The sequence below is a fragment of the Pseudomonas sp. C9-3 genome (assembly GCF_032392015.1).
Classification (GTDB): domain Bacteria; phylum Pseudomonadota; class Gammaproteobacteria; order Pseudomonadales; family Pseudomonadaceae; genus Pseudomonas; species Pseudomonas nitroreducens.
This window is the reverse complement of record NZ_CP135919.1, coordinates 3,356,429-3,380,009: the sequence shown is the minus strand read 5'-3', so window position 1 is coordinate 3,380,009 and position 23,581 is coordinate 3,356,429. Positions and strand designations below refer to the sequence as shown.

Annotated in this window: 19 protein-coding genes; 5 read left to right on the top strand and 14 right to left on the bottom strand. The window is 65.3% G+C overall.

The features are described 5' to 3' along the window. Positions 1 to 276 precede the first annotated feature (276 nt). The 4 genes from ccoP to ccoN are packed head-to-tail and all read right to left on the bottom strand — an operon-like array spanning position 277 to position 3,437. A complete protein-coding gene (ccoP, locus tag RS899_RS15060; RefSeq protein ID WP_054910514.1) occupies positions 277 to 1,200 on the bottom strand; it encodes a cytochrome-c oxidase, cbb3-type subunit III in 924 nt (307 codons plus the stop codon). Further along, positions 1,197 to 1,388 carry a CcoQ/FixQ family Cbb3-type cytochrome c oxidase assembly chaperone gene (locus RS899_RS15055; RefSeq protein WP_054910537.1) on the bottom strand — a complete coding sequence of 64 codons (192 nt, stop codon included), beginning with the start codon at positions 1,386 to 1,388 and terminating at the stop codon, positions 1,197 to 1,199. Before RS899_RS15055 ends, ccoP begins: the two co-directional genes overlap by 4 nt. A 5-nt stretch (positions 1,389 to 1,393) precedes the next feature. Beyond that, a complete protein-coding gene (gene ccoO / locus RS899_RS15050) occupies positions 1,394 to 2,002 on the bottom strand; it encodes a cytochrome-c oxidase, cbb3-type subunit II (RefSeq protein ID WP_015477751.1) in 609 nt (202 codons plus the stop codon). A 10-nt stretch (positions 2,003 to 2,012) separates the two neighbouring features. After that, entirely contained in the window at positions 2,013 to 3,437 is a 1,425-nt protein-coding gene (gene ccoN, locus RS899_RS15045; RefSeq protein WP_045209130.1) for a cytochrome-c oxidase, cbb3-type subunit I, read from the bottom strand. Between the two features lie 113 nt (positions 3,438 to 3,550). Here ccoN and RS899_RS15040 point away from each other — a divergent pair, with 113 nt between their 5' ends. Continuing rightward, positions 3,551 to 4,249 (top strand): alpha/beta family hydrolase, encoded by a 699-nt coding sequence (locus RS899_RS15040; protein ID WP_315807434.1) that lies wholly within the window; start codon positions 3,551 to 3,553, stop codon positions 4,247 to 4,249. A gap of 89 nt (positions 4,250 to 4,338) precedes the next feature. Next, a complete protein-coding gene (cprA, locus tag RS899_RS15035; protein ID WP_315807433.1) occupies positions 4,339 to 5,511 on the top strand; it encodes a cationic peptide resistance protein CprA in 1,173 nt (390 codons plus the stop codon). A 215-nt stretch (positions 5,512 to 5,726) separates the two neighbouring features. Here the strand turns inward: cprA and RS899_RS15030 are convergent, their stop codons facing one another. Next, positions 5,727 to 7,292 carry a methyl-accepting chemotaxis protein gene (locus RS899_RS15030; protein WP_054910512.1) on the bottom strand — a complete coding sequence of 522 codons (1,566 nt, stop codon included), beginning with the start codon at positions 7,290 to 7,292 and terminating at the stop codon, positions 5,727 to 5,729. Positions 7,293 to 7,488: 196 nt separating this feature from the next. After that, positions 7,489 to 10,221: an aconitate hydratase AcnA gene (gene acnA, locus RS899_RS15025; RefSeq protein WP_315807432.1), complete on the bottom strand. Its 2,733-nt coding sequence runs from the start codon at positions 10,219 to 10,221 to the stop codon at positions 7,489 to 7,491. 345 nt (positions 10,222 to 10,566) lie between these two features. On the opposite strand from acnA, the gene rlmM reads away from it, so the two are divergent. Both rlmM and RS899_RS15015 read left to right on the top strand, forming a co-directional pair. Beyond that, a complete protein-coding gene (rlmM, locus tag RS899_RS15020; RefSeq protein ID WP_315807431.1) occupies positions 10,567 to 11,634 on the top strand; it encodes a 23S rRNA (cytidine(2498)-2'-O)-methyltransferase RlmM in 1,068 nt (355 codons plus the stop codon). 100 nt (positions 11,635 to 11,734) lie between these two features. Beyond that, positions 11,735 to 12,613 carry a MaoC family dehydratase gene (locus RS899_RS15015; RefSeq protein WP_315807430.1) on the top strand — a complete coding sequence of 293 codons (879 nt, stop codon included), beginning with the start codon at positions 11,735 to 11,737 and terminating at the stop codon, positions 12,611 to 12,613. Positions 12,614 to 12,842: 229 nt separating this feature from the next. On the opposite strand, the gene RS899_RS15010 is transcribed toward RS899_RS15015, so the two are convergent. Next, positions 12,843 to 14,399 (bottom strand): alpha/beta hydrolase, encoded by a 1,557-nt coding sequence (locus RS899_RS15010; RefSeq protein ID WP_315807429.1) that lies wholly within the window; start codon positions 14,397 to 14,399, stop codon positions 12,843 to 12,845. Between the two features lie 152 nt (positions 14,400 to 14,551). Here RS899_RS15010 and tusA point away from each other — a divergent pair, with 152 nt between their 5' ends. Then, a complete protein-coding gene (gene tusA, locus RS899_RS15005; RefSeq protein ID WP_015477744.1) occupies positions 14,552 to 14,791 on the top strand; it encodes a sulfurtransferase TusA in 240 nt (79 codons plus the stop codon). A gap of 226 nt (positions 14,792 to 15,017) precedes the next feature. Here the strand turns inward: tusA and RS899_RS15000 are convergent, their stop codons facing one another. From RS899_RS15000 to RS899_RS14970, 7 genes are all read right to left on the bottom strand, one after another. Next, positions 15,018 to 15,833 (bottom strand): ABC transporter permease, encoded by an 816-nt coding sequence (locus RS899_RS15000; protein WP_024763543.1) that lies wholly within the window; start codon positions 15,831 to 15,833, stop codon positions 15,018 to 15,020. 18 nt (positions 15,834 to 15,851) lie between these two features. Then, positions 15,852 to 16,688, bottom strand: a complete 837-nt coding sequence (locus RS899_RS14995) for an ABC transporter permease (RefSeq protein WP_045209150.1) — start codon at positions 16,686 to 16,688, stop codon at positions 15,852 to 15,854. A 15-nt stretch (positions 16,689 to 16,703) separates the two neighbouring features. Beyond that, entirely contained in the window at positions 16,704 to 17,834 is a 1,131-nt protein-coding gene (locus tag RS899_RS14990; RefSeq protein ID WP_065348205.1) for an ABC transporter substrate-binding protein, read from the bottom strand. Positions 17,835 to 17,890: 56 nt separating this feature from the next. Then, positions 17,891 to 18,976 carry an ABC transporter ATP-binding protein gene (locus tag RS899_RS14985; protein WP_054909910.1) on the bottom strand — a complete coding sequence of 362 codons (1,086 nt, stop codon included), beginning with the start codon at positions 18,974 to 18,976 and terminating at the stop codon, positions 17,891 to 17,893. Positions 18,977 to 19,115: 139 nt separating this feature from the next. After that, entirely contained in the window at positions 19,116 to 20,039 is a 924-nt protein-coding gene (locus tag RS899_RS14980) for a LysR substrate-binding domain-containing protein (RefSeq protein ID WP_037018793.1), read from the bottom strand. A gap of 609 nt (positions 20,040 to 20,648) precedes the next feature. Continuing rightward, positions 20,649 to 21,962, bottom strand: a complete 1,314-nt coding sequence (locus tag RS899_RS14975) for an FAD-binding oxidoreductase (protein ID WP_315807428.1) — start codon at positions 21,960 to 21,962, stop codon at positions 20,649 to 20,651. 209 nt (positions 21,963 to 22,171) lie between these two features. Next, on the bottom strand, positions 22,172 to 23,551 hold the full coding sequence (locus RS899_RS14970) for a glutamine synthetase family protein (protein WP_315807427.1): 1,380 nt from the start codon (positions 23,549 to 23,551) through the stop codon (positions 22,172 to 22,174). Between the last annotated feature and the right edge of the window lie 30 nt (positions 23,552 to 23,581).

Below are 23,581 nucleotides of genomic sequence, written 5' to 3'. Positions count from 1 at the left end.
GGCCATTGCAACGCGCCGGGCCTTGGCGCGAAGCCGGTTTGACGCCTGCTCCGGAGCGCTTTGCGCCGCTGTTTGCCGCTCGTTTCGGCTCGCTCGTACCAACCTGGGAAGTGGGTCAGGTTAGTCGTATAGCAGGTTTGCGAATGGAATTGAGCTTAGACGTGAACCGGAAGGGTGTGAAGAAAGGAGATAGAGAGGGTGCGACACTTCGTCGCGATATTGCGGAGGTAAGAAACTCGCGCCCGTTTTAGCAGGCGCGAGTTGGGGGCGGGGAGTTTACTTCGCCTGGCCGGAAATGTTGTAGATGTAACCGGCAAGAATGTGCACTTTGTCTTTGCCCAGGTACTGCTCCTGCGCCGGCATCTGGCCCTGGCGGCCGTGACGGATGGTCTGCTGCAGTTGCGCGTAGCTGGAACCGTAGATGAAGGCGCCCGGGTGGGTCAGGTCAGGCGCGCCCATCAGCGGGTTGCCCTTGCCTTCCGGACCGTGGCAGGCAACGCAGGTGGTGGCGAACAGCTTGCCGCCGTTGTCGACGTTGTCCGCTGTCACGCCTTCAGGCAGCTTGCGGCCGTCCAGGTTGGCGGTGACGAAGGCCGCCACGTCCTGCACACCCTTGTCGCCCAGTACTTCACCCCAGGCCGGCATGGCGGCATGGCGGCCACCGAGGATGGTGGTCTGGATGTCCTGGGCGGTGCCGCCCCAGCGCCAGTCGCTGTCGGTCAGGTTCGGGAAGCCTGCTGCGCCCTTCGCATCGGAGCCGTGGCAGATGGAGCAGTAGGTGGCGAAGAGGCGCTCGCCCATTTTCATGGCTTGCGGGTCCTTGGCGACTTCTTCCACCGACATGGCCGCGTATTTGGCGAAGATCGGGCCGTATTTTTCCTTGGCCAGGGCTTCTTCACGCTCCCATTGCTTGTCTTGCGTCCAGCCGCCGTCGTAGCCCGGCAGGACGCCTTTCCAGTTGCCCAGGCCCGGGTAGAGCACCAGGTAGCCGGCGGCGAAGACGATGGTGCCGACGAACAGCAGGAACCACCACTTGGGCAGCGGGTTGTCGTACTCCTCGATGCCGTCGAAGGCGTGGCCCATGGTCTGGTCGGTGGTGTTCGAGGACTGCCCGCTACGGGTGGCGAATACCAGCCACAGCAGGGCGATCAGCGAGCCGACTGTTAAAACGGTGATGTACAGACTCCAGAAGGTAGTCATGCGTTGTTGCTCCTAGAAGCTTGCTCTTTCTCAGCGTGCTGCTTGGCTACCGGGTCATCCGCGAAAGGCAGCAGCGCGTCCTCGTCGAAGCGCTCCTTGCGTTTGCCGCCGTAAGCCCAGAGCAGTACGCCGACGAAGGCAACCATCACGATGACGGTGCCGAGGCCGCGAATGGTCCCGATATCCAAGGTTGTCACCGCTTGTTCTTGATGGAGGTGCCGAGGACCTGCAGGTACGCGACTACCGCGTCCATTTCGGTCTTCCCTTTGACGGCGTCGCTGGCGCCAGCGATGTCGTCGTCCGTGTAGGGCACGCCCATGACACGCATCACTTCCAGTTTCTTCGCCGTGTCCTTGCCGTCGAGCTTGTTCTCGACCAGCCAGGGGTAGGCGGGCATCTTCGACTCCGGGACCACGTTGCGCGGGTTGTACAGGTGCGCGCGGTGCCAGTCGTCCGAGTAGCGGCCGCCGACGCGGGCCAGGTCCGGGCCGGTACGCTTGGAGCCCCACAGGAATGGGTGGTCCCAGACGCTTTCGCCGGCAACGGAGTAGTGGCCGTAGCGCTCGGTCTCGGCGCGGAACGGACGGATCATCTGCGAGTGACAGCCCACGCAGCCTTCGCGGATGTAGACGTCACGGCCTTCCAGTTGCAAGGCGGTGTAGGGCTTCATGCCTTCGACCGGGGTGTTGGTGACGTCCTGGAAGAACAGCGGGACGATCTGAGTCAGGCCGCCGATGCTCACGGCGACAGCCATGCACAGGGCCAGCAGGCCGACGTTTTTCTCAAGTACTTCGTGTTTCATGTCGGACTCCTCAGGCCATCTGCGCCGCGGCTTGCATTTCGGCCGGTTTGGCGGCCGCTACGGTGCGCCAGACGTTGTAGGCCATGACCAGCATGCCCAGCAGGAAGATGGCACCACCGATCATCCGCACGATGAAGCCGGGGTGGCCGGCGGCCAGGGCTTCGACGAAGGAGTAGGTGAGGGTGCCGTCGGAGTTCACTGCGCGCCACATCAGGCCCTGGGTGATGCCGTTGACCCACATGGAGGCGATGTACAGAACGGTGCCGATGGTGGCCAGCCAGAAGTGGGTGTTGATCAGGCCCACGCTGTGCATCTGCTCGCGGCCGAAGACTTTCGGGATCATGTGGTACAGCGAGCCGATGGATACCATCGCTACCCAACCCAGGGCGCCGGCGTGTACGTGGCCGATGGTCCAGTCGGTGTAGTGGGAGAGGGCGTTGACGGTCTTGATGGCCATCATCGGGCCTTCGAAGGTGGACATGCCGTAGAAGGCCAGGGAAACCACCAGGAAGCGCAGGATCGGGTCGGTGCGCAGCTTATGCCAGGCGCCGGAGAGGGTCATCATGCCGTTGATCATGCCGCCCCAGCTCGGAGCCAGCAGGATCAGGGACATCACCATGCCCAGCGACTGCGCCCAATCCGGCAGCGCGGTGTAGTGCAGGTGGTGCGGGCCGGCCCAGATGTAGACGGCGATCAGCGCCCAGAAGTGGACGATGGACAGGCGATAGGAATAGACCGGACGCTCGGCCTGCTTCGGAACGAAGTAGTACATCATCCCCAGGAAGCCGGCGGTCAGGAAGAAGCCCACGGCGTTGTGGCCGTACCACCACTGGATCATGGCGTCAGTGGCGCCCGAGTACAGGGAGTAGGACTTGGTCAGGCTGACCGGGATTTCCAGGTTGTTGACCACGTGCAGGATCGCCACGGTCAGGATGAAGCCGCCGAAGAACCAGTTGCCCACGTAGATGTGCTTGGTCTTGCGCTTCATCAGCGTGCCGAAGAAGACGATGGCGTAGGAAACCCAGACGATGGTGATCAGGATGTCGATCGGCCATTCCAGCTCGGCGTACTCCTTGGAGGAGGTCATGCCCAGCGGCAGGGTAATGGCCGCCAACAGGATCACCAGCTGCCAACCCCAGAAGGTGAAGGAAGCGAGCGGACCTGCGAACAGGCGGGTCTGGCAGGTGCGCTGCACCGAGTAGTAGCTGGTGGCGAACAGTGCGCAGCCGCCGAAGGCGAAGATCACCGCATTGGTATGCAGCGGGCGCAGGCGCCCGAAGCTCGTCCACGGTAAGCCGAGGTTAAGGTCCGGCCACACCAATTGAGCGGCGATCAGGACACCGACGGCCATGCCGACGATCCCCCATACCACTGTCATAATGGCGAACTGGCGGACCACCTTATAGTTATAAGCGGTCTGATTGGTTGTGCTCATTTATGGGCTTCCATCCACGGTTATGGGCTATGCCCATCCCGGCAGGTTTTTTACGGCTTACGCCGCCCCTCCCCCTTGGGATAGGTACTAATTCGGAATTAGCGGAGTGAAGGATGGATAAAGGCCCGTCGAGGAATATTGATTCGGATCAATTGCCGCCTGAGACCCCTGTCGCGGGCGCATGCGGTCCTTTGTCGCTGCTGCGGAACCCGGCACGGCGCGAACTGTCGGCTACGCTGGTTCTGGCCCATGGCGCGGGTGCGCCAATGGACAGCCCGTTCATGGGCGATATCGCCGCGCGGTTGGCCGAACGGGGTATCTCCGTCGTGCGCTTCGAGTTCCCCTATATGGCTATGCGCCGCGAGGACGGCCGGCGGCGTCCGCCCAATCCGCAGAAGCACTTGCTGGAGTGCTGGCGGCAGGTTTACGCGCAGGTTCGCGCCGAAGTAGCAGGCAAGCTGGCGATTGGCGGCAAATCCATGGGCGGGCGCATGGCCAGCCTGTTGGCGGACGAACTGGGCGCCGACGCGCTGGTCTGCCTGGGCTACCCGTTCTATGCCGCCGGCAAGCCGGAAAAACCGCGCGTGGCCCACCTCGCCGAACTGAAGACGCCAACCCTGATCGTCCAGGGCGAGCGCGATGCACTGGGCGACCGCCGCACGGTCGAAGGCTACGCGTTGTCGCCGGCGATCCAGCTGCACTGGCTGGCGGCGGCCGACCATGATCTCAAGCCACTCAAGGCGTCCGGGCTGACCCATGACCAGCACCTGGAAACGACCGCCGAGCAGATAGCAGCATTCCTCGCGTCGTAACCACGCCTTAAGGCAAGCCTTCCTATCCTCGCCGCCGCCGGCTCTCTGGAGCCGGCGCCCCGCTTCCAGAGGACAGGCCGAAGGCTGCCATGAACACCGAATTCGCTGATCGCATTACCCCCCATTCTTCCCGCTTCACCCACGGCGCCGCGCACAGTCTGCTGCTGACGGGTGCCACCGGTTTCCTCGGCGGCGCTGTTGCCGCGCACCTGATTGCCGATGGCCAGAGCGAGGCGTTGCTGTTCCTGGTGCGCGCCGAAACGCCAGCCCAGGGCCTGGAGCGCCTGCGTGACAACTTGCGTCTGCACTGCGTGCCAGAGACTGCTCTGGAGCGCCTCCAGGGCCACCAGATCCTCTGCGGCGACCTGCTCGACACCGCCTGGATGCAGGGCGAGCGCGCTCGCCTGATGCGCGTGGAACAGGTGATCAACTGTGCCGCCGTTGCCTCGTTCTCGAAGAACCCGAGCATCTGGCCGGTCAACGTCGAAGGCACTTTCGCCTTCGCCCGGCTGCTCAGCCAGTCGCGTAACCTCAAGCGCTTCCTGCATGTGGGCACGGCCATGTGCTGTGGCCCGCAGCGTGAGTCGCCAGTGCGCGAGTCCTGGGATTTCCCGGACAGCGAGGAGCAGTTGGTGGACTACACCGCGTCCAAGGCCGAGATCGAGCGGCGCATGCGTGAAGAGCTGCCGCAATTGCCGCTGGTGGTGGCGAGACCGTCCATCGTGGTCGGGCATCGCGAGTTGGGCTGCCGCGCCTCGGGCAGCATCTTCTGGGTGTTCCGCATGGGCTTCGCCCTGGAGAGTTTCACCTGCGGCCTGGACGAGCAGATCGACGTGATCCCGGTGGATTACTGCGCCGAAGCGCTGGTGGCCCTGGCGCTCAAGCCGAAGTTGAGCCACAGCCTCTACCACATCTCCGCCGGCCACGGTTCGGCCTGCACCTTCGGCGAGATCGACCAGGCCTACGCCGACGCGCGCGGCGAAGCGCCGGTGGGCAAGCGTTACCGCAAGGTCAGTTCACAGGACCTGCGCGAACTGGCGGGCAGTTTCGAGAGCCGCATCGGCAAGGCCAATCCACGCCTGGTACTGCGCGCGCTGCGCCTGTACAGCGGCTTCGCCGACCTCAACTACCTGTTCGACAACCAGCGCCTGCTCGACGAGGGGATCGCTGCGCCGCCGCGCTTCACCGACTACGTGGACGTCTGCGTGCATTCCTCGCGGGATGTGAGCATCCCGGCGCAGATGCAGTGGGATTTCAAGTAGCCGGCTGAAGGCTGCGAGTGGGTGTGCGCTGTAGGAGCGAGCTTGCTCGCGAACCCGGCCCTGTCGTGGAGCTGTTCGCGAGCAAGCTCGCTCCTACAAAGAGCTGAGCCGCGAGGCGCTGGGCCGTAGGGCGAATAACCCGGAACGGGTTATCCGCCGTTTCAGGTTACGGCGGATAACGCTGGCGCGTTATGCGCCCTACGCGTTGTCTGGTCTCAGCGGTTGAACCGCTCTACCAGCGAGTACTGGCGCTGCGCGGTCTGCGTCAGTTCCTCGCTGAGCAGAGCGGTGCGCTGGGCTTCGCCGGACGTCTGGTCGGCGAGGTTGGCGATGGTGCTGATGTTGCGGTTGATCTCCTCGGCCACGGCGCTCTGTTCTTCCGCGGCGGCGGCGATCTGGGTGGCCATTTCGGTGATGTTGGCCACTGCGTCGCTGATGCCGACCAGCGCGCTATCCGCCTGCAGCACACGCTCCACGCCTTCGTCGGCCTGGCGGCGACCGGAGTCCATGGCGCGCACGGCTTCCGTGGCGGTGTTCTGCAGGTTGGCGATGAGCTGGTGAATCTGTCCGGTGGACTCGGCGGTGCGCTGAGCCAGCGAACGAACTTCGTCGGCGACCACGGCAAAGCCACGCCCCATCTCGCCAGCACGGGCGGCTTCGATGGCGGCATTGAGTGCCAGCAGGTTGGTCTGGTCGGCGATGCCCTTGATCACGTCCACCACGCCGCCGATCTGTTCGCTGTCGCGGGCGAGTTGGCTGACCGCCTCACCGGTTTCACCCACGGAACTGGAGAGACGCTGCATGGCCTCACGAGTCTCTGCGGCGATCTGTCGGCCCTCGGTGGTCAGGTCGTTGGCCTGGCGGGTGGCATCGGCGGTGCGCTGCACGTTGTCGGCCACTTCCTGGGTGGTAGCGGCCATCTGGTTGACGGCGGTGGCTACCTGCTCGGTCTCCTGACGCTGACGGTCGAGGCCGGCGGAACTGTGGTGGGCCAGTGAGTCGGCTTCGCGGGCCTGCTCGGTGAGCGTTTCGGCGGTGTCCTGCAGGCGGGTCAGACAGGTCTTCAGGCGTGCTTCCTGGCTGAGAATGGACATTTCCAGGCGCGCCTGTGCGCCACGGCTGTCGGTGTACATCTGTGCGATCAGCGGGTCGGAAGTGGTCTGCTCGGCCAGGCGCAGCAGGCGCTTGAGGCCGCGCTGCTGCCAGCCAAGGCCGGCGAGGCCCAGCGGGATCGACAGCAGGGCGGCCAGCAGGAAGCCCCAATGCGAATTCAGCCAGACGCCGATAAGGAAGCCGATCTGGCCGATCAGAATGAACGGCAGCCAGTCCAGCAGCACCGGCAACCAGCGGTCGCGAGCCGGAATGGCTGACTTGCCGGTGTTGATCCGTGCGTACAGCGCTTCGGCGCGGCGCACCTGTTCAGCGGTGGGTTTCACCCGCACCGATTCGTAACCGACGATCTCGTTGCGCTCATAGATGGGCGTGACGTAGGCGCTGACCCAGTAGTGGTCGCCGTTCTTGCAGCGGTTCTTGACGATGCCCATCCACGGGCGGCCCTTTTTCAGGGTGGCCCACATGTGCGCGAACACGGCGGACGGAACGTCCGGGTGGCGCACCAGGTTGTGCGGTGCGCCGACCAGTTCCTCACGGGAGAATCCGCTGATGGCGGTAAAGGCTTCGTTGGCGTAACCGATCACGCCGCGGGCATCGGTGGTGGAGATCAGCCGCTGTTCGGCGGGGAAGGAGCGTTCACGCTGGGTGATCGGCTGGTTGTTGCGCATCAGGCTGGGATCTCGGGCAAAGTCGGAAATGGTACGTCTGTCCAGCTTATCGGCCGCCGGATCGGAAATTTGATAGCGATCACAGAAAAATGTCAGAAGAGTGACGCCAGGATATGGACGATAGCCTATCGCCATCGGTCACGGAAATGGAACGAAAGAAGGAGGGCGGCGGCCCGTTGCAGGCCGCCGCACCGTTCTAGATCAAGCTGCGCAGCACATAGTGGAGGATGCCGCCGGCCTTGAAGTACTCGACTTCGTTCTGGGTATCGATGCGGCAGAGCACCTCGAAGCTGTCCTGGCTGCCGTCTTCGCGCGTCACCCCGACCTTGAGGTTCATATGCGGCTTCAGTTCGCCCGACAGGCCACTGATGCTCAGCACTTCCTTGCCGGTCAGCTTGAGCGCCTTGCGGTCCTGGCCATCCTTGAACTGCAGCGGCAGCACGCCCATGCCGACCAGGTTGGAGCGGTGGATGCGCTCGAAGCTCTCGGCGATCACCGCTTTCACACCCAGCAGGTTGGTGCCCTTGGCCGCCCAGTCGCGGGAGGAACCGGTGCCGTATTCCTTGCCGGCGATGATTACCAGCGGCGTGCCGTCCTGCTGGTAGCGCATGGCGGCATCGTAGATCGCCAGCTTGTCGCCAGTCGGTACGTAGAGCGTGTTGCCACCTTCCTCGCCACCGAGCATCTCGTTCTTGATGCGGATGTTGGCGAAGGTGCCGCGCATCATGACCTCATGGTTGCCACGACGTGAGCCGTAGGAGTTGAAATCGGCGTAGGCCACGCCGTGCTCGCTGAGGTAGCGTCCGGCGGGGCTGTCCTTCTTGATGTTGCCGGCGGGGGAAATGTGGTCGGTGGTCACCGAGTCGCCCAGTACCGCGAGGATGCTCGCACCGTCGATATCCCCGACGTTCGGCGGGGCTTCGGCGATGTGCTCGAAGAACGGCGGATGCTGGATGTAGGTGGAGTCGTCCTGCCAGGTGTAGGTCTTGGCGTCCGGCACCTGGATTGCGCGCCATTTCTCGTCGCCCTGGAAGACTTCGGCGTACTCCTTGTGGAACATCGCCGTATCGACTTTCTGTACGGCGTCAGCGATTTCCTGCTGGGTTGGCCAGATGTCCTTCAGATAGACAGGCTGGCCGTCCTTGCCGGTGCCCAGCGGGTCCCTGGTCAGGTCGGTGCGCACGGTGCCGGCCAGGGCGTAGGCGACCACCAGCGGCGGCGAGGCCAGCCAGTTGGTTTTCACCAGCGGATGGACGCGGCCTTCGAAGTTGCGGTTGCCGGAAAGCACCGAGGCGACCGTCAGGTCGGCCTGTTGCACCGCTTTCTCGATGGGCTCAAGCAGCGGCCCCGAGTTGCCGATGCAGGTGGTGCAGCCGTAACCCACCAGGTCGAAGCCCAGTTCGTCCAGGTAGCGGGTCAGGCCGGCGGCGTGGAAGTAGTCGGTCACCACTTTCGAACCGGGTGCGAGCGAGCTCTTCACCCAGGGCTTGCGCTGCAGGCCTTTCTCCAGCGCCTTCTTCGCCAGCAGGCCGGCGGCCATCATGACGCTGGGGTTGGAGGTGTTGGTGCAGGAGGTGATGGCGGCGATTACCACGGCGCCGTTCTTCAGCCGATGAGTCTGGCCCTCGTGCTGGTAATCGGCCTCGCCGGCCGCAATGGAGGCGCCCACGGCTGCACCGCCACCGCCTTCATTGAGCAGGCGGCCTTCCTCGCTGGGTACCGGTTTGATCTGCAGACCGAGGAAATCGTCGAAGGCCTGGCTGACGTGGCCGAGGGCGACGCGGTCCTGCGGGCGCTTCGGCCCGGCGAGGCTGGCTTCGACTTCGCCCATGTCCAGTTGCAGGCTGTCGGTGAAGACCGGCTCGTGGCCTTTCTCGCGCCACAGGCCCTGGGCCTTGCTGTAGGCCTCCACCAGCTTGACGACATCGTCCGGGCGGCCGGACAGGCGCAGGTAGCCCAGGGTGATCTCGTCTACCGGGAAGAAACCGCAGGTGGCGCCGTACTCCGGGGCCATGTTGGCAATGGTGGCGCGGTCCGCCAGCGGCAGGTCGGCGAGGCCGTCGCCGTAGAATTCGACGAATTTTCCGACGACACCTTTCTTGCGCAGCATCTGGGTGACGGTCAGCACCAGGTCGGTGGCGGTGATGCCTTCCTTCAGCTTGCCGGTGAGCTTGAAGCCGATCACCTCGGGAATCAGCATCGACACCGGCTGGCCGAGCATGGCCGCTTCTGCCTCGATGCCGCCGACGCCCCAGCCGAGCACGCCGAGGCCGTTGATCATGGTGGTGTGCGAGTCGGTGCCGACCAGTGTGTCGGGGAAGGCGTAGGTGCGGCCGTCCTCGTCCTTGGTCCACACCGTGCGCCCCAGGTATTCCAGGTTGACCTGGTGGCAGATGCCGGTGCCCGGTGGCACCACGCGGAAGTTGTCGAAGGCGTTCTGGCCCCAGCGCAGGAAGGCATAGCGCTCGCCGTTGCGCTCCATTTCGATCTCAACGTTCTGCGCGAAGGCTGACTGGCTGGCGAACTTGTCGACCATCACCGAGTGGTCGATGACCAGGTCGACCGGCGACAGCGGGTTGATCTTCTGCGGATCACCGCCGGCCTTGGCCATGGCGTCGCGCATGGCGGCCAGGTCGACCACCGCCGGCACGCCGGTGAAGTCCTGCATCAGCACGCGGGCGGGGCGGTACTGGATCTCGCGCTCGGAGCTGCGGGTCTTCAGCCAGCCGGCCAGGGCTTTGAGGTCATCGCCGGTGACGGTGTTGCCGTCCTCCCAGCGCAACAGGTTTTCCAGCAGGACTTTCAGGGACATGGGCAGTTTGCCCAGGTCGCCGAGACTCTTCGCCGCTTCAGGCAGGCTGTAATAGTGATAGGTCTTGCCGGCGACCTCCAGGGTACGCAGGCTGTTCAGGCTATCCACTGCGGGCATGACATTCTCCTCAGGCTTGGATTCTGCTCGTGATCGTCAGGCACGGCTGATGTCGGGTGCGCTAGCGATACTTGGCGAAAGTGCGTTCAACCGAGCTGATCCATCGCAGAAAAAGCGCGATTGGCGGCAAATTTCGCCATGCAGGGCAATCATCGGGCAGTCTTCTGGGCGGTTAGGCCAGAACACTCAAGCTAGACCGTCCGACGGGGTGTTGCCATCTGTTCTGGACCGTTCGCTGGGTGAACGGGTTCAGAACAAATGACTCTGTCTGTGGGACCATTCCTGTAAATCAGCATGAAACCTTCGTGGGCAGCCTCTATAGTGCGCGGCCGAGGAGACACCCCGATGAATACCCTGTTACTGCACTGCCGGCCGGGCTTCGAGAATGAGGTCTGCGCCGAGCTGTCCGAGCACGCCGCGCGCCTGGATATTCCCGGCTACGCCCGCGCCAAGCCGGCTACCGCCTACGCCGAATTTATCTGCATGGACGCCGATGGCGCCGAGCGCTTGATGCGCCAGCTGCGCTTCCCCGAGCTGATCTTCCCGCGCCAGTGGGCGCGAGGTACGGGCTTCACCACCCTGCCGGAGCAGGATCGCATTGGTGTGATCCTCGAGGCCCTGGCCAGCTTCCCGCAGTGCGGCAGCCTCTGGCTGGAGGTGTTCGACACCAACGACGGCAAGGAGCTCTCGACCTTCTGCCGCAAGTTCGAGAAGCCCCTGCGCGCGGCCCTGGTGAAGGCCGGCAAGCTGGTGGAAGACCCCAGCCTGCCGCGCCTGCTCCTGACCTTCCGCTCTGGCCGCGAGGCCTTTATCGGCGTGGCCGAGGCGCGCAACTGCGCCATGTGGCCGATGGGCATTCCGCGCCTGAAGTTCCCTCGCGAGGCGCCCAGCCGCTCGACGCTCAAGTTGGAAGAAGCCTGGCACCACTTCATCCCCCGCGCCGACTGGGACCGCCGCCTGGCGCCGGACATGCTCGCCGTGGACCTGGGCGCATCGCCCGGCGGCTGGACCTGGCAACTGGTGAACCGGGAGATGCGCGTGGTCGCCGTGGACAACGGGCCGATGGCGGAAAACCTGATGTACTCCGGGCTGGTCGAGCACCAGCGCGTCGACGGTTACGCCTTCCGCCCGCGCCAGCGCATGGACTGGATGGTCTGCGATATCGTCGAGAAGCCCGCACGCACGGGAGCGATGATCGAGACCTGGATCGGTGAGGGGCTGTGCCGCGAGGCCATCGTCAACCTCAAGCTGCCGATGAAGCAGCGTTATGCCGAGGTGCGGCGTATCCTCGACCGCCTGGAGGAGTCCTTCCGCGAGCGTGGGCTGAAAGTGCAGATCGGCTGCAAGCAGCTCTACCACGATCGTGAGGAAGTGACCTGCCACCTGCGCCGCATCGAGAAGGGCGAGCGCTAGCGACTCGGAACGGCTCCGCAGCGCCACCCGACCTTTGGTGGCTTGTCGCGCCGCCCGGCATTGCCCATGCTAGGCGGCGCGAATCCTTGCGGAGACCTTCGTGAAGCGAAAGTTGCCCTCCCTGCTGGGCAGTTACAGCCGTATGCTGCTGCCGCGCCGTGGCCTGGGCCGCGATGAGCGCGTGCCCTACCTGGCAATGGACAGCCGTACCCTGAAATTCGACCTGCGCCACCTGCGCGCCTACCGCCAGCACTTCGGCCTCGACCCGGCGCTGGGCGTGCCGCTGCTCTATCCGCAGGTCATCAGCCTGCCGCTGCACCTGCGCCTGCTCAGCCGATCGCGCATGCCGCTGTCGGTTGTGGGGCTGATCCACCTGCGCAGCCATATCCAGCGCTACCGCATGCTTGATGAGCACGAACCGCTGCAGTTCGACTGCCGCATCCTCACCAGCCGGCGTAGCGAGCTGGGGCTGGAAGTGGATGTGGTTACCGAGGCCTGGCACCACGACATGCTCTATTGGCAGTCGATCACCACCTACCTGCGCCGTGGTGATTTCCTCGATGCCCAGACCGAACCCGACCCGCTGCCGGAGCGCGCCCAGTGGCACACCCTGGAAGCGCCCGTCCACTCCGGCGTGCAGTGGCGCGTGCCAAAGATCGTCGGCTGGCGCTATGCCGGGCTGAGCGGTGACTTCAACCCACTGCACCTGTCGCGCCTGATGGCCTCGCATTACGGCTTCGGCAAACCCTTCGCCCACGGCATGTGGGGCCTGGCGCGCAGCCTGACCGGCCGCCGCCTGGCGGAGAACGTGCGCCTGGATGCGCATTTCAAGGCGCCGCTGCCGCTGGGCAGCCAGGTGAGGCAGGTCTATCGCCGCCTCGGCAAGAAGGAGCAGTGGGCGTTGCTGCCCGCCGAAGGCGATGGCCAGCCGATGCTGCTGGCGCAACTGGACGAAGCGCCGGACGGGCCGTTGCGTTAGGCGATTCGCCGGGAAGCGTTGGTGCGGCTCTGTTCGCGAGCAAGCTCGCTCCTACAAACAGTGCGCCGATGCAAACCTGTAGGAGCGAGCTTGCTCGCGAACCGCTCAGCGCAGCGCTTGCCCGATGCTGACAACCCGTTGAACACGATGGCTGCCGTCATTGCCCGCGGGCCATTGATGGGTATCGCTTCGCTCCACGCCATCCTACGGTTCGACGATCGATGCGTATTTATCGACGCTCCGCCACACGAGGCTGCAGCGGTACCAGGCTCGGCAGCTGCACCTCGCCCCGCAACTCTACCGGTGCGATGCGCCAGGAACTGTTGAACAGGTACTGGTCGCTGAAACCGCTCACCAGCAGGCCGACCTCGTCCCCCGGCGCAAGGCTGGCGCTGACGGCGTTGAGGCGCGTGCTGCCCTGGTTCGCCAAGGGTTTCACCTGCTCATCCAGGCGCTGCGTGCGGCCATCGGCGCTGCGGATCGCCAGTGCCGCAAAAACCTGTGCGTCCGGGCGTTCCGCCAGCGGTTGATCCAGGCGCACGTCGGCGCTGCCCAGCAAGGCGCTGGTTTCGCTCACGCGCTGCAAGGGGATGAACGTCGAAGGCTGAACCAGGCCACTCAATGCCGGCCGGATCGCCGTGGCCGGCAGCGCGACGGTTACGCCCGGCGGAGGCAAGTCGTCCAGTGCCACTCCCTGGTCCAGATCGAGGCTGATGCACAGGTCCGGCACGCCGTCGGCGGCGCCAGGGCGCTTGCGCAGCTTTTCCTCGTACCAGGCGACGATGCCGGTATAGAGATTGATCGCCCGCGAGCCGCAATGGATCACCGGCTCGTTGTTGAACGGCGGCAATCCGCTCCAGGCTTGCATGGGCGGCGGCAGGATGTGGCCGCCCTGCATGCCGAGCAGGCGCACGTCCGCCGTGCCCTGTTTCAGGCACTGGCGGATCTGCAGGCCCTGGTCCAGCGGGAACAGGGTGTCGCGCAGACCCTGGATCAGCAGGGCGTCGGCGTGGGGCAGGCGGCCGGCCGCGCAGTAGCTGGCGAGGCTGTTGGCGTGCAGCTCGGCCTGTACCGGCTCCGCCATGCGCCCGCCGGTGGTGTGCAGGTAGTCGGCCTGGACGAACTTGCCCAGGTCGTAGCCGGTAGCGAGCCCGAGGCTGACCAGCACGCTGCCCCAGCCAATCTTCAGCTGGCCGTCTGGCGCCAGGGCGTCGGCCAGGTCGTACCAGGTGGCGATAGGCACGATGGCGTCGATGCGTGGGTCTTCCGCCGAGGCCAGCAACTGCACGGCGCCGCCGTAGCTTTCGCCGAGCATGCCGACGCGAGGGTCGTTCGGGCCGTCCATGGTCAGCCGTGCCAGGTGCGTGGCGGCCCAGTCGATCACTGCGCTGGCATCCTGGACCTCGAACTGCGGGTTCATCATCTCGATGCGCCCGTCGCTGCCGCCCCAGCCACGCTGGTCGTAGCTGACCACCCAGAAGCCGGCCTTCCAGGCGCGCAAGGCGGCGCGGCCGGACATCATGTTCTTGCCGTAGTAACCCTCCGGCCCGGTCACCCGCCAGCCGCCCCAGCCGTGGGTGTGGACGATCAGCGGGGCCGTTTCGCCGGCCTTCAGCGCGGGCTGGAAGACCGTGGCGGAAAGCCGGGTGCCGTCGCGCGCGACGATGACCGCCTCGAACCAGGTGGCCGGCAGGTCCTGGCCGCGGCTGGCGCTGAAGTCCGGAACCTGGTCGCGGGCGGCGCAGCCGGCGAGCAGGGCGAGGCACAGGCAGAGGAGGGCGCGCATCGGGACTCCAGGCAGGTCAGGCAGGTGCGCCAGCATGCCCGGCGCCCGTAGCGCCCACCCCCAACCAAGGTTGGGTGACCCGGACGGACGCGAGGTGACCGCACGGTGCGCTTTGCGCGACAATACGCCATTGGTTTTTCTGGAGTTACCCGATGTCCCAGCCAGTCGATGCGATTCTCGACGCCACCGGCCTGAACTGCCCCGAGCCGGTCATGATGTTGCACAACAAGGTGCGCGACCTGCCGGCCGGCGGGCTGCTCAAGGTGATTGCCACCGACCCTTCCACGCGCCGTGACATTCCCAAGTTCTGCGTCTTCCTCGGCCACGAGCTGGTGGAGCAGCAGGAAGAGGCGGGCACCTACCTGTACTGGATTCGCAAGAAGGCGGAGTGATCGCGCTGCCGATAGCCTGTCGCGCGTGGGAGCGGACTTCGTCCGCGATATCTTTACGCCGCTCGGTCGTAGCAGGGAGTGGCCGCTGCGCCCCACGTTGAATTTCAGCCGCAGAGTCACCGGCGATAGCGCTTTTCTGTAGGAGCGAGCTTGCTCGCGAACCGCCCAGCGCCGGAGCTGCCGGGGGATTTGTTCGCGAGCAAGCTCGCTCCTACAGGGAAAGGCTTCAGCTTCCTACCGGGCGTGCGGCAATCTTCTGGGCGATCATCCGCCCGATCAGCGCGACGAAGGTCAGTGCGATCAGCACCACCGAAATCGCCGCCACCGCCGGGTCGATGTTGTCGCGCAGGCCGGACCAGATCTGCCGCGGCAACGTGTTCACCTCGGTACTGGTGACGAACAGCGTCACCGCGATCTCCTCCCAGCTCAGCGCAAAGCACAGCAGCGCCGTGCTTGCCACGCCCAGCTTGAGGTTCGGCAGCACCACCATGAAGGTGGTCTGGCCCAGGCTTGCGCCGAGGTTGCGCGCTGCCAGTTCGATGCGCCGGTCCAGTTGGCTGAGCGCCACCAGCATGGTCACCACGCCGTAGGGCACCACCATCACGATGTGCGCGATGGTCAGCCCGAACAGGGTGTCGTAGCCCAGGCCGGGGGCGAACTGGCTGACCTTGGTTTCCATGAAGTACAGCACCATCGCCGAGATCATCGGCGGGATCGCCATCGGCAACAGCACCAGGCCGATCAGCAGGGTCGCCAGGCGCGAGCGCAGGTACCAGATGCCGAGGCTGAAGCTCACCGCCAGTGCGGTCGCAATGATGCAGGTGGCGGTGGCGACGATCAGGCTCTGGCTGATCGCCGAGAGCCATTCCGGGCTGTCCAGCAGCGCGTGGTAATGCCGCAGCGACCAGTTGCCGTTGGGCATCGACAGGAAGCGCTTGCTGGTGAAGGACACCGGGATCACCGCCAGCAGCGGGAAGATCATGAAGATCATCGCCATGGTTGCCAGCAGGCGGCTGGGGGCTTTGGTTTCGTGTGCGTTCATCAATGAGTACCTCGCTCCTCAGCCGACCAGCTTGTCGACGCGGGTCATGCGCAGCAGCGCCCAGATCATCCCGCTCACCAGCGCCAGCAGCACCACCGAAAGCGCCGCGCCCAGGCCCCAGTTGCTGGTCTGGAACATCTGCAGGTAGACGTACTCGGCCACCATTACCGTCTGCCCACCGCCGAGGATCGCCGGGGTGATGAAGAAGCCCAGGCAGAACACGAAGACGATGATGAACGCGCCGAGGATGCCGGGAATGGTCTGCGGCACGAAGATGCTCCAGAAGGTGCGCATCTGCCCGGCGCCCAGGCCGCGCGCGGCGAGCAGCACGCGCGGGTCGAGGCGGCGCATGGTCGAGACCAGCGGGAACAGCGCGAAGGGCACCATGAAGTGGACCATGCCGATCACCACGCCCAGTTCGTTGCGCGTGAGCTGCAAGGGCTCGTTGGTGATGCCCAGATACTGCAGCCAGTCGTTGAGCAGACCGTTGCTGCGCAGGGCGATCAGCCAGCCGAAGGCACGCACCAGCACCGACAGCCAGAACGGGATGAACACACAGATTTCCACCACGCGCTGCCAGAACGGCGGGCTGTAGACCCAGCAGTAGGCCATCAGGTAGGCGATCACCAGGGAGATCACGCTGACCGTGGTGCACAGGCGGAAGGTCCGCCAGAGCACGTCGTGGATCGCCGGGTCCGTCATGATCCGCTGGTACTGCTCGATCCCGGGCTCCGGCAGGGTCACGCTCCAGCCGAGCACGCCGAGGAAGGGCAGTACGTAGAACACGAACAGGACAATCGGCAGCGGCAGCAGCAGGGCGCCCAGCTTTAGCCGCGAGGGGGCGTTATCGGCCATGACCTGCGCTCCGCGTCACTTGGAAATGTGGGTCAGGTACTGCTCCAGGGTCGCCGCGTAGTGGTCGGTGTACCACTCGTGGCTGAGCATGATCTGCTTGGGCAGGTTTGCCGGATCGGTGCAGTTGAGGTGCTTGCGGTCCTCGGGGATCAGCGCGGCGGCGGCGGGGTTGGCCGGGCCGTTGCCGAACATCTTGAACAGCTCGACCTGGGACTGCGGGTCCTGGGCGTAGGCGATGAACTTCATCGCGGCCTCGGTGCCGGCCGGGTTGCCCTTGAGCACGCCCCAGTTGCTGCAGCCCAGCAGGGCATTGTCGAAAGTCCACTTGATGCGGTCTTCGCTGTCCTCGGTGATCACCTGGGCGCGGGTGTTCCAGATCGCGCCCATGGAGACTTCGCCCTCGATCAGCAATTGCTGGGTTTCCGCGCCCGAGCCCCAGAAGGCCAGTACGTGGGGCTTCAGCTCCTCGATCTTCTTCATGGCGCGCGGCACGTCCAGCGGGTAGAGCTTGTCCGGTGCCACGCCGTCGGCCAGCAACGCGGCTTCGAGCATGCCGTTCATCCACTTGTAGAGCGTGCGCTTGCCGGGGAAGGTCTTCACGTCCCAGAAGTCCGCCCAGGTCTTCGGCGCCTTGTCGCCGAAACGCTCGCTGTCATAGGCGATCACGTAGCTGAGCATGTAATCGGCGATGCCGTATTCGTAGGCGAAGCCCGGCAGCACCTTGTCCTTGGACACGACGTTGTAGTCGATCGGCTGCACCAGGCCTTCCTTGCCGAGGTTCTGCAGGATCGAGCTTTCCGCGTCGACCACGTCCCAGCTCACCCGGCCGCTGGACAGCTGGGTGCGGATGGCGCCCTCGGTGGGGCCGCTGCCGTCGATCTTGGTCGGGATGCCTGTGGCCTTGGAGAAGCCCTCGGTCCAGGCCTTGCCGAACGCCTTGATGGCGTCGCCGCCCCAGTTCACTACCACCAGCGGCTTGTCGCCGGCGGCGAAGCTCACGCCGTTGCGCAGGGCCAGCGGCAGGGCGGCCATCAGGCCCATGCCCTTGAGGAAGGTACGGCGGTCGATCTGGCCGCGACGGGTCTTTTCGATGAGGACTTCGATGCAGTCTTGCTGGTGCGGATTGAACTCTTTGGGATTGAACATGGGGGCAGCTCCCGATCAGGTGGGATGGCGAAAAGGGGACTAACGCGTTCGGCGGCTCAGGCCAGCAGCAGGCTTTTCTCGATGGGCCAGCTCAGCCAGACCTTCGAGCCATGCTCCAGGCGCGAGGCCTGGTGGTCGGCGTGTACGGCCAGGCTCATCGGCAACTTGCCTTCGGCGCCGGCACCCAGGCACAGCTCGGTGCTGGCGCCCTGGTAGGTCTTGGCGGTCAGCACGGCCTGCACCACGTTGTGGCCGTTCACCTGTGGCGGTGCGCTGTGCAGCTGCATGTGCTCCGGGCGTACCGCCAGCAGCGGCGCGTCGGCCTGCAGGGCGGGGGAGTAGCTGGCGCGCAGCTCGGCCTCGCCGAAGCGTCCGCAGGCCAGCTCGCCGGCGCGGCCCACCTGGCTCAGCGGGAAGAGGTTCATCTTGCCGAGGAATTCGGCGACGAAGCGGTTGTTCGGCTGGTTGTAGATGATCTCAGGCGCGTCGACCTGGGCCAGTTGGCCACGGTTGAAGATGGCGATGCGGGTGGACAGGGCGAGGGCTTCGTTCTGGTCGTGGGTGACGAAGACGAAGGTGGTGCCGACCTGGCGGTGGATGCGCTGCAGTTCGGCCTGCAGTTGCTCGCGCAAGTTCTTGTCGAGGGCGGAGAGCGGTTCGTCGAGCAGCAGCATGTCTGGTTCGAAGACCAGGGCGCGGGCGATGGCCACGCGTTGCTGCTGGCCGCCGGAAAGCTCGCCGGGACGCTTGCCCAGGTGCTCGCCGAGGCCGACCACTTCGAGCATGTGGCGCACGCGGCGGTTGCGTTCCTCGGCCTTCACCCCGCGGATCTTCAGCGGGAAGGCGACGTTGTCCTCGATGCTCATGTGCGGGAACAGGGCGTAGCCCTGGAACACCATGCCGAAGTTGCGCTTCTCGGCGGGGCGCTTGGTGATGTCTGCGCCGCCTTCCTCCAGACGACCACGGGACGGGTCCTGGAAGCCGGCGAGGATCATCAGGAAGGTGGTCTTGCCGGAGCCCGACGGGCCGAGGAGAGTGAGGAACTCACCCTGCTGGACGTCGATGTTCACGCCATCCAGCGCGTTGAAACTTCCGTAGCTCTTGCCGATGCCGATGGCACGGAGTTGGGGCTGTCGCTCCACTGCACTTACCTCGATTTCTTGTTCTTGTTCGAGCAGCCGCCGGGTGAGGATCAGGTAAAAATCAGCGGCCTTTTTTTAACGCAGTATTGTCAAATCTCTCTTCGCTTCAATCGCGTTTTTTTGCCCTCATTGTTCGAAATCACTCACCAATCAACGCATGACGCGCATTCTGGCGGAACTGCTCGGACATCCGCAGCTCGGCCTTCATCCACGCCTTGAAGGCCCGTACGTCGGGGCGTTCGGACTTGGCCGGGTCGGTGACGAAGTAGTAGCGGTTGGGCGGCTCGATCGCGACGTTGAACAGGCGCACCAGCTGCCCCTTGGCCATGGCGTCGCCGCTGACCAGCGCATCACCCATGGCCACGCCCTGGCCTGCGATGGCCGCCGACTGCACCAGGTGCGCGTCGGAGAAGACGATGCCGTTGCGCACATTGAGGTTCTTCACCCCGGCGGCGGCGGTCCACAGCAGCCAGTCGGAGTGATCGACCATGTGCAGGAACGGCAGGCTGGCCAGGTCTTCCGGCGAGTCGAGGCCGCCGACGGAGTTGATCAGCGACGGGCTGCACACCGGGAAGGTGTCCAGGGTGGCGATCAGGTCCACGTGCAGGTCCTGCCAGTCGCCCACGCCGTAGGCGATGAACAGGTCGACGTCACGGTCGCTGACGTCGTCGGGGACGCGGGGGGAAACCAGGTTCAGCTCCACCTGCGGGTGGGCGCGCTGGAACTTGCCGATCTGGTGGCATAGCCAGTAGGTGGCAAAGCCCGGCGTGCAGCTCACGCACAGGCGGCCGGAGACCTCCTCGGCATTGGCGAAGCGCCGCGCCTCATTGAGGATCGCCAGGGCGCGCTGGGTTTCGCGGGCGAAGCATTCGCCGTGGTAGGTCAGCGCAATGCCGCGGCCAACCCGTTCGGTGAGCGGGATGCCCAGGCAGTCTTCCAGGCTGTGCAACTGGTGGCTGACAGCGCTGCGGGTCAGGCTCAGCTCGCTGGCCGCGCCGGACAGGCTGCCCAGGCGGGCGACGGCGTCCAGCACGCGCAGGGCGGTCATCGAGGGGAAACGCATGGCTCACTCCAAGTGCGCGAAGTGGAGCCTTTATCCCTGAGCGGGGCGGTGGTGTCGAGTGGCTGCGGGTACGGGCGGAGAGGGTGGGTGTTGCGGGGCACAGTCTACAGATCAACTCGGGCGCTTGTGCCTGCGTGGGAGCGGACTCTGTCCGCGATATGTTTGCCTCGCCCCTGGGTTGCCCGCGTCGCTTTGGCGTGCGGGCGGACTTCTTGTTTCGCCCCCTCGGGCGAGTCCCTTTTGGCAAACGCCCCAAAAGGAACCAAAAAGTCTTGCCCCGGACATCCGGTTTTTCGCTTGGGGCGAAAAATACCCTCGTTGAAGCGCAGTTTCCGAGGCACGCGCTGACGGGCCATCCTTGGCCCGACAGCGCTCTCGCGGCATCCATGCCGCTCAACCCCGAAAACTGCACTTCAACGAGGCCTTCTGAACGGGGCGTTCGGAGTGCGCGGACGTTTCTCTGGAAGACTTCAAGAGCCAGAGCCGTGCCGATGCTGGTCCGAATGACCGTAGGGCGAATAACCTGGAACAGGTTATCCGCCGCTGCTCATGCGGCGGATAACGCTGGCGCGTTATGAGCCCTACGCCAAGCTTCGCGTCGGATGCGTATCAGCGCAGCTTCTCCATCATCTGGTAGTACCACATGCCCGCCGCCAGCATCGGGTTGCCGAACACGTCGCCCATGGGCACGCGGATGTGCTTGCACTGGGCGAAGGTGTCGAACTTCTCCAGGTCGCCGGTCATCGCCGTGGCCATGATCTCGCCCATGATGTGGGTGGTCGCCACGCCGTGGCCGGAGTAGCCCTGGCAGTACCAGACGTTCTCCGACAGCTTGCCCAGCTGCGGGATGCGGTTCATCACGATGCCCATGGCGCAGCTCCACTGGAACTCGATGTCCACGCCCTTGAGCGCCGGGAAGGTGCGTTCGATGCAGGGGCGCAGTTCGCCGGCGATGTCGCGGGAGTCGCGGCCCGAGTAGTTGGCGCCGCCGCCGAACAGCAGGCGACCGTCGCCGGTCATGCGGTAGTAGTCGAGCACGAAGCGGCAGTCGTAGACGGCCAGGTCCTGCGGGTTGATGCGCTTGGCCAGTTCGCCCAGCGGCTTGGTGGTAACGATGCCGCCCATGGCCGGGAAGATCATGCCCTTGAGCTGCTTGCGCTCCAGCTTGTGGTAGACGTCGCCGGCGAGCATCACCTGCGCGGCGTTGATCCGGCCGCCGGAGGTGACCACCGCCGGGCGCGGGCCGTGGACGATGTCCAGCACTTCGGAGTGCTCGAAGATCAGCGCGCCCAGGCTGGCGGCGGCCTTGGCCTCGCCGATGCACAGGTTGAGCGGGTGCAGGTGCATGTTGCGGGTGTTCTTGATGGCGCCGCAGTAGAGGTCGCTTTCCAGGTGCGCGCGCACGCCGGCACCGTCCAGCAGGCTGATCTCGTCGCCCATGCCACGGCGCTTGGCGTCATCGAAGGTGGCCTTCAGTTCGTCCATGTGCGACTGCTTCATCGCCGCGTGCAGGTGGCCGAACTTCAGGTCGCACTGGATGCCGTATTTCTCCACGCGGCTCTTGATGATCTCGTGGCCGCGCCAGCGCAGGTGCCAGATGAAGTCGTCGACGTCGTCGCCGAGCCACTGGCGCATCTGCTTCTCCATCGCGGAGTCGCCGGAGAGGCTGCCGGTGACCTGCCCACCGTTGCGCCCGCTGGCGCCCCAGCCGACCTTGTTGGTCTCGACGATGGCAACCTTGTAGCCACGCTCGGCCAGTTCCACGGCAGTGGCGACGCCGGTGAAGCCGCCGCCAATGATGGCGATGTCGACGTTCACCTCGCCCTGCAGCGTGGGGTAGCTGGTCTCTTCGTTGAGGCTCGCGGAGTAATAGGACTTCGCGCGCTCAGGGGCGGGAGTGGCGGGGTTAACAGCGGCGTTCATTGCGGTGTTCCTTTCTTGTTCGTTCGTTTGGCCCTTCTCCCTCACCCTAACCCTCTCCCAGAGGGAGAGGGGACTGATCGGAGCGGGCTTTGAAGTTGGGTTCTCGCCGGGTGCATCAGTGAGCGAAAAGCTCGTCTCGGCACGGACGGCCCCCTCTCCCTGTGGGAGAGGGCTGGGGTGAGGAGCGCTGCAGTTCTATCAGCACAGCCTCAAGCCTGCGTCAGATACCAGCGCCAGTCCTGCTCGCCGACCTCGCCCATGAACTGGCGGTACTCGGCCTGCTTGACCTTCAGGTAGACGCCGAGGAATTCGTGGCCCAGCGCATCGCGCGCCCAGCTGGAACGCTCCAGTGCGCGCAGCGAGGTGAGCCAGTCGGTGGGCAGCAGTTCCTTGGCCTGGGCGTAGCCGTTGCCTTCTACCGGCGCACCCGGATCGATGGCCTCGCGGATGCCGCGATGGATACCGGCGAGGATCGCGGCGGCGGCCAGGTAGGGGTTGGCGTCGGCGCCGCAGATGCGGTGCTCGACGTGCCGGGTATTGGCCGGACCGCCGGGCACGCGCAGGCTCACGGTGCGGTTATCGCAACCCCAGGTCGGCGCCAGCGGCGCGTAGCTGTTGGCCTGGAAGCGGCGGTAGGAGTTGGCGTTGGGGCAGAACAGCAGCAGCGAGTCGAGCAGGCTTTTCAGCATGCCGCCCACGGACTGGCGCAGCAGCGAAGTGCCGGCCCCGCTTTCAATATCAGCCATTTCGCTGGCGAACAGGTTGTTGCCTTCGGCGTCGGCCAGGGACACGTGCATGTGCATGCCGGTGCCGGCCAGATCGTCGAACGGCTTGGCCATGAAGCACGCCTGCATGCCGTGCTTGTGCGCCACGCCCTTCACCAGGCGCTTGTAGCGCACGGCCTGGTCCATGGCGACCAGCGCATCGCCGTGTTCCAGGGTGATCTCCACCTGGCCCGGCGCGTATTCGGAAATCGCCGTGCGCGCCGGAATGCCCTGGGCCTTGCAGGCGGCATAGAGGTCGGCGAGGAAGGGTTCGATCTGCTCCAGCTCGCGCAGGCCATAAACCTGCGTGGCGCGCGGGCGGCCACCGTCGGCGTCCAGCGCCGGTTGCGGGCGGCCATTGGCATCGCGCTTGGCGTCCAGCAGGTAGAACTCCAGCTCGCAGGCCATCACCGGGTGGTAGCCATCGGCCTTGAGCCCGTCGATCACGTGCAGCAGCACGTGGCGCGGGTCGGCGATGTCCGCCGGCTTGCCTTCTTCCGGGTGCATGCTGACCTGCACCGCCGCCGTGGGAATCTGCCGCCAGGGCAGGCGCACCAGGCTGCCTTGCAGGGGATAGGCGCGGCAGTCGATATCGCCCACGTCCCAGACCAGCCCGGAATCCTCCACATCCTCCCCGTGCAGGGTGAGGCCGAGAATGGTGCTGGGCAGCGGCCGGCCGGACTGGTACACGGCGAGCAGTTCCTCGCGGTGCAGCAGCTTGCCGCGCGGCACGCCGTTGGCGTCGAGGATGAACAGCTCGACCATCTCGATATCGGGGTTCTGGGCCAGGAAATACTGGGCTTCTTGCACGGAGGCGAAATTCATGGGGCTCTCGTTAGCATCCACGCGGATGCG

Bases quoted from the DNA above. Each gene is read 5' to 3' on its own strand.
- tusA (WP_015477744.1), top strand. From the start codon at position 14,552: ATGTCCCAGCCAGTCGATGCGATTCTCGACGCCACCGGCCTGAACTGC.
- RS899_RS14995 (WP_045209150.1), bottom strand. From the start codon at position 16,688: ATGGCCGATAACGCCCCCTCGCGGCTAAAGCTGGGCGCCCTGCTGCTG.
- RS899_RS14970 (WP_315807427.1), bottom strand. From the start codon at position 23,551: ATGAATTTCGCCTCCGTGCAAGAAGCCCAGTATTTCCTGGCCCAGAAC.
- RS899_RS15010 (WP_315807429.1), bottom strand. From the start codon at position 14,399: ATGCGCGCCCTCCTCTGCCTGTGCCTCGCCCTGCTCGCCGGCTGCGCC.
- ccoO (WP_015477751.1), bottom strand. From the start codon at position 2,002: ATGAAACACGAAGTACTTGAGAAAAACGTCGGCCTGCTGGCCCTGTGC.
- cprA (WP_315807433.1), top strand. From the start codon at position 4,339: ATGAACACCGAATTCGCTGATCGCATTACCCCCCATTCTTCCCGCTTC.
- RS899_RS14975 (WP_315807428.1), bottom strand. From the start codon at position 21,962: ATGAACGCCGCTGTTAACCCCGCCACTCCCGCCCCTGAGCGCGCGAAG.
- acnA (WP_315807432.1), bottom strand. From the start codon at position 10,221: ATGCCCGCAGTGGATAGCCTGAACAGCCTGCGTACCCTGGAGGTCGCC.
- RS899_RS15040 (WP_315807434.1), top strand. From the start codon at position 3,551: ATGGATAAAGGCCCGTCGAGGAATATTGATTCGGATCAATTGCCGCCT.
- RS899_RS15000 (WP_024763543.1), bottom strand. From the start codon at position 15,833: ATGAACGCACACGAAACCAAAGCCCCCAGCCGCCTGCTGGCAACCATG.
- rlmM (WP_315807431.1), top strand. From the start codon at position 10,567: ATGAATACCCTGTTACTGCACTGCCGGCCGGGCTTCGAGAATGAGGTC.
- RS899_RS15030 (WP_054910512.1), bottom strand. From the start codon at position 7,292: ATGCGCAACAACCAGCCGATCACCCAGCGTGAACGCTCCTTCCCCGCC.
- ccoN (WP_045209130.1), bottom strand. From the start codon at position 3,437: ATGAGCACAACCAATCAGACCGCTTATAACTATAAGGTGGTCCGCCAG.
- ccoP (WP_054910514.1), bottom strand. From the start codon at position 1,200: ATGACTACCTTCTGGAGTCTGTACATCACCGTTTTAACAGTCGGCTCG.
- RS899_RS14990 (WP_065348205.1), bottom strand. From the start codon at position 17,834: ATGTTCAATCCCAAAGAGTTCAATCCGCACCAGCAAGACTGCATCGAA.
- RS899_RS14980 (WP_037018793.1), bottom strand. From the start codon at position 20,039: ATGCGTTTCCCCTCGATGACCGCCCTGCGCGTGCTGGACGCCGTCGCC.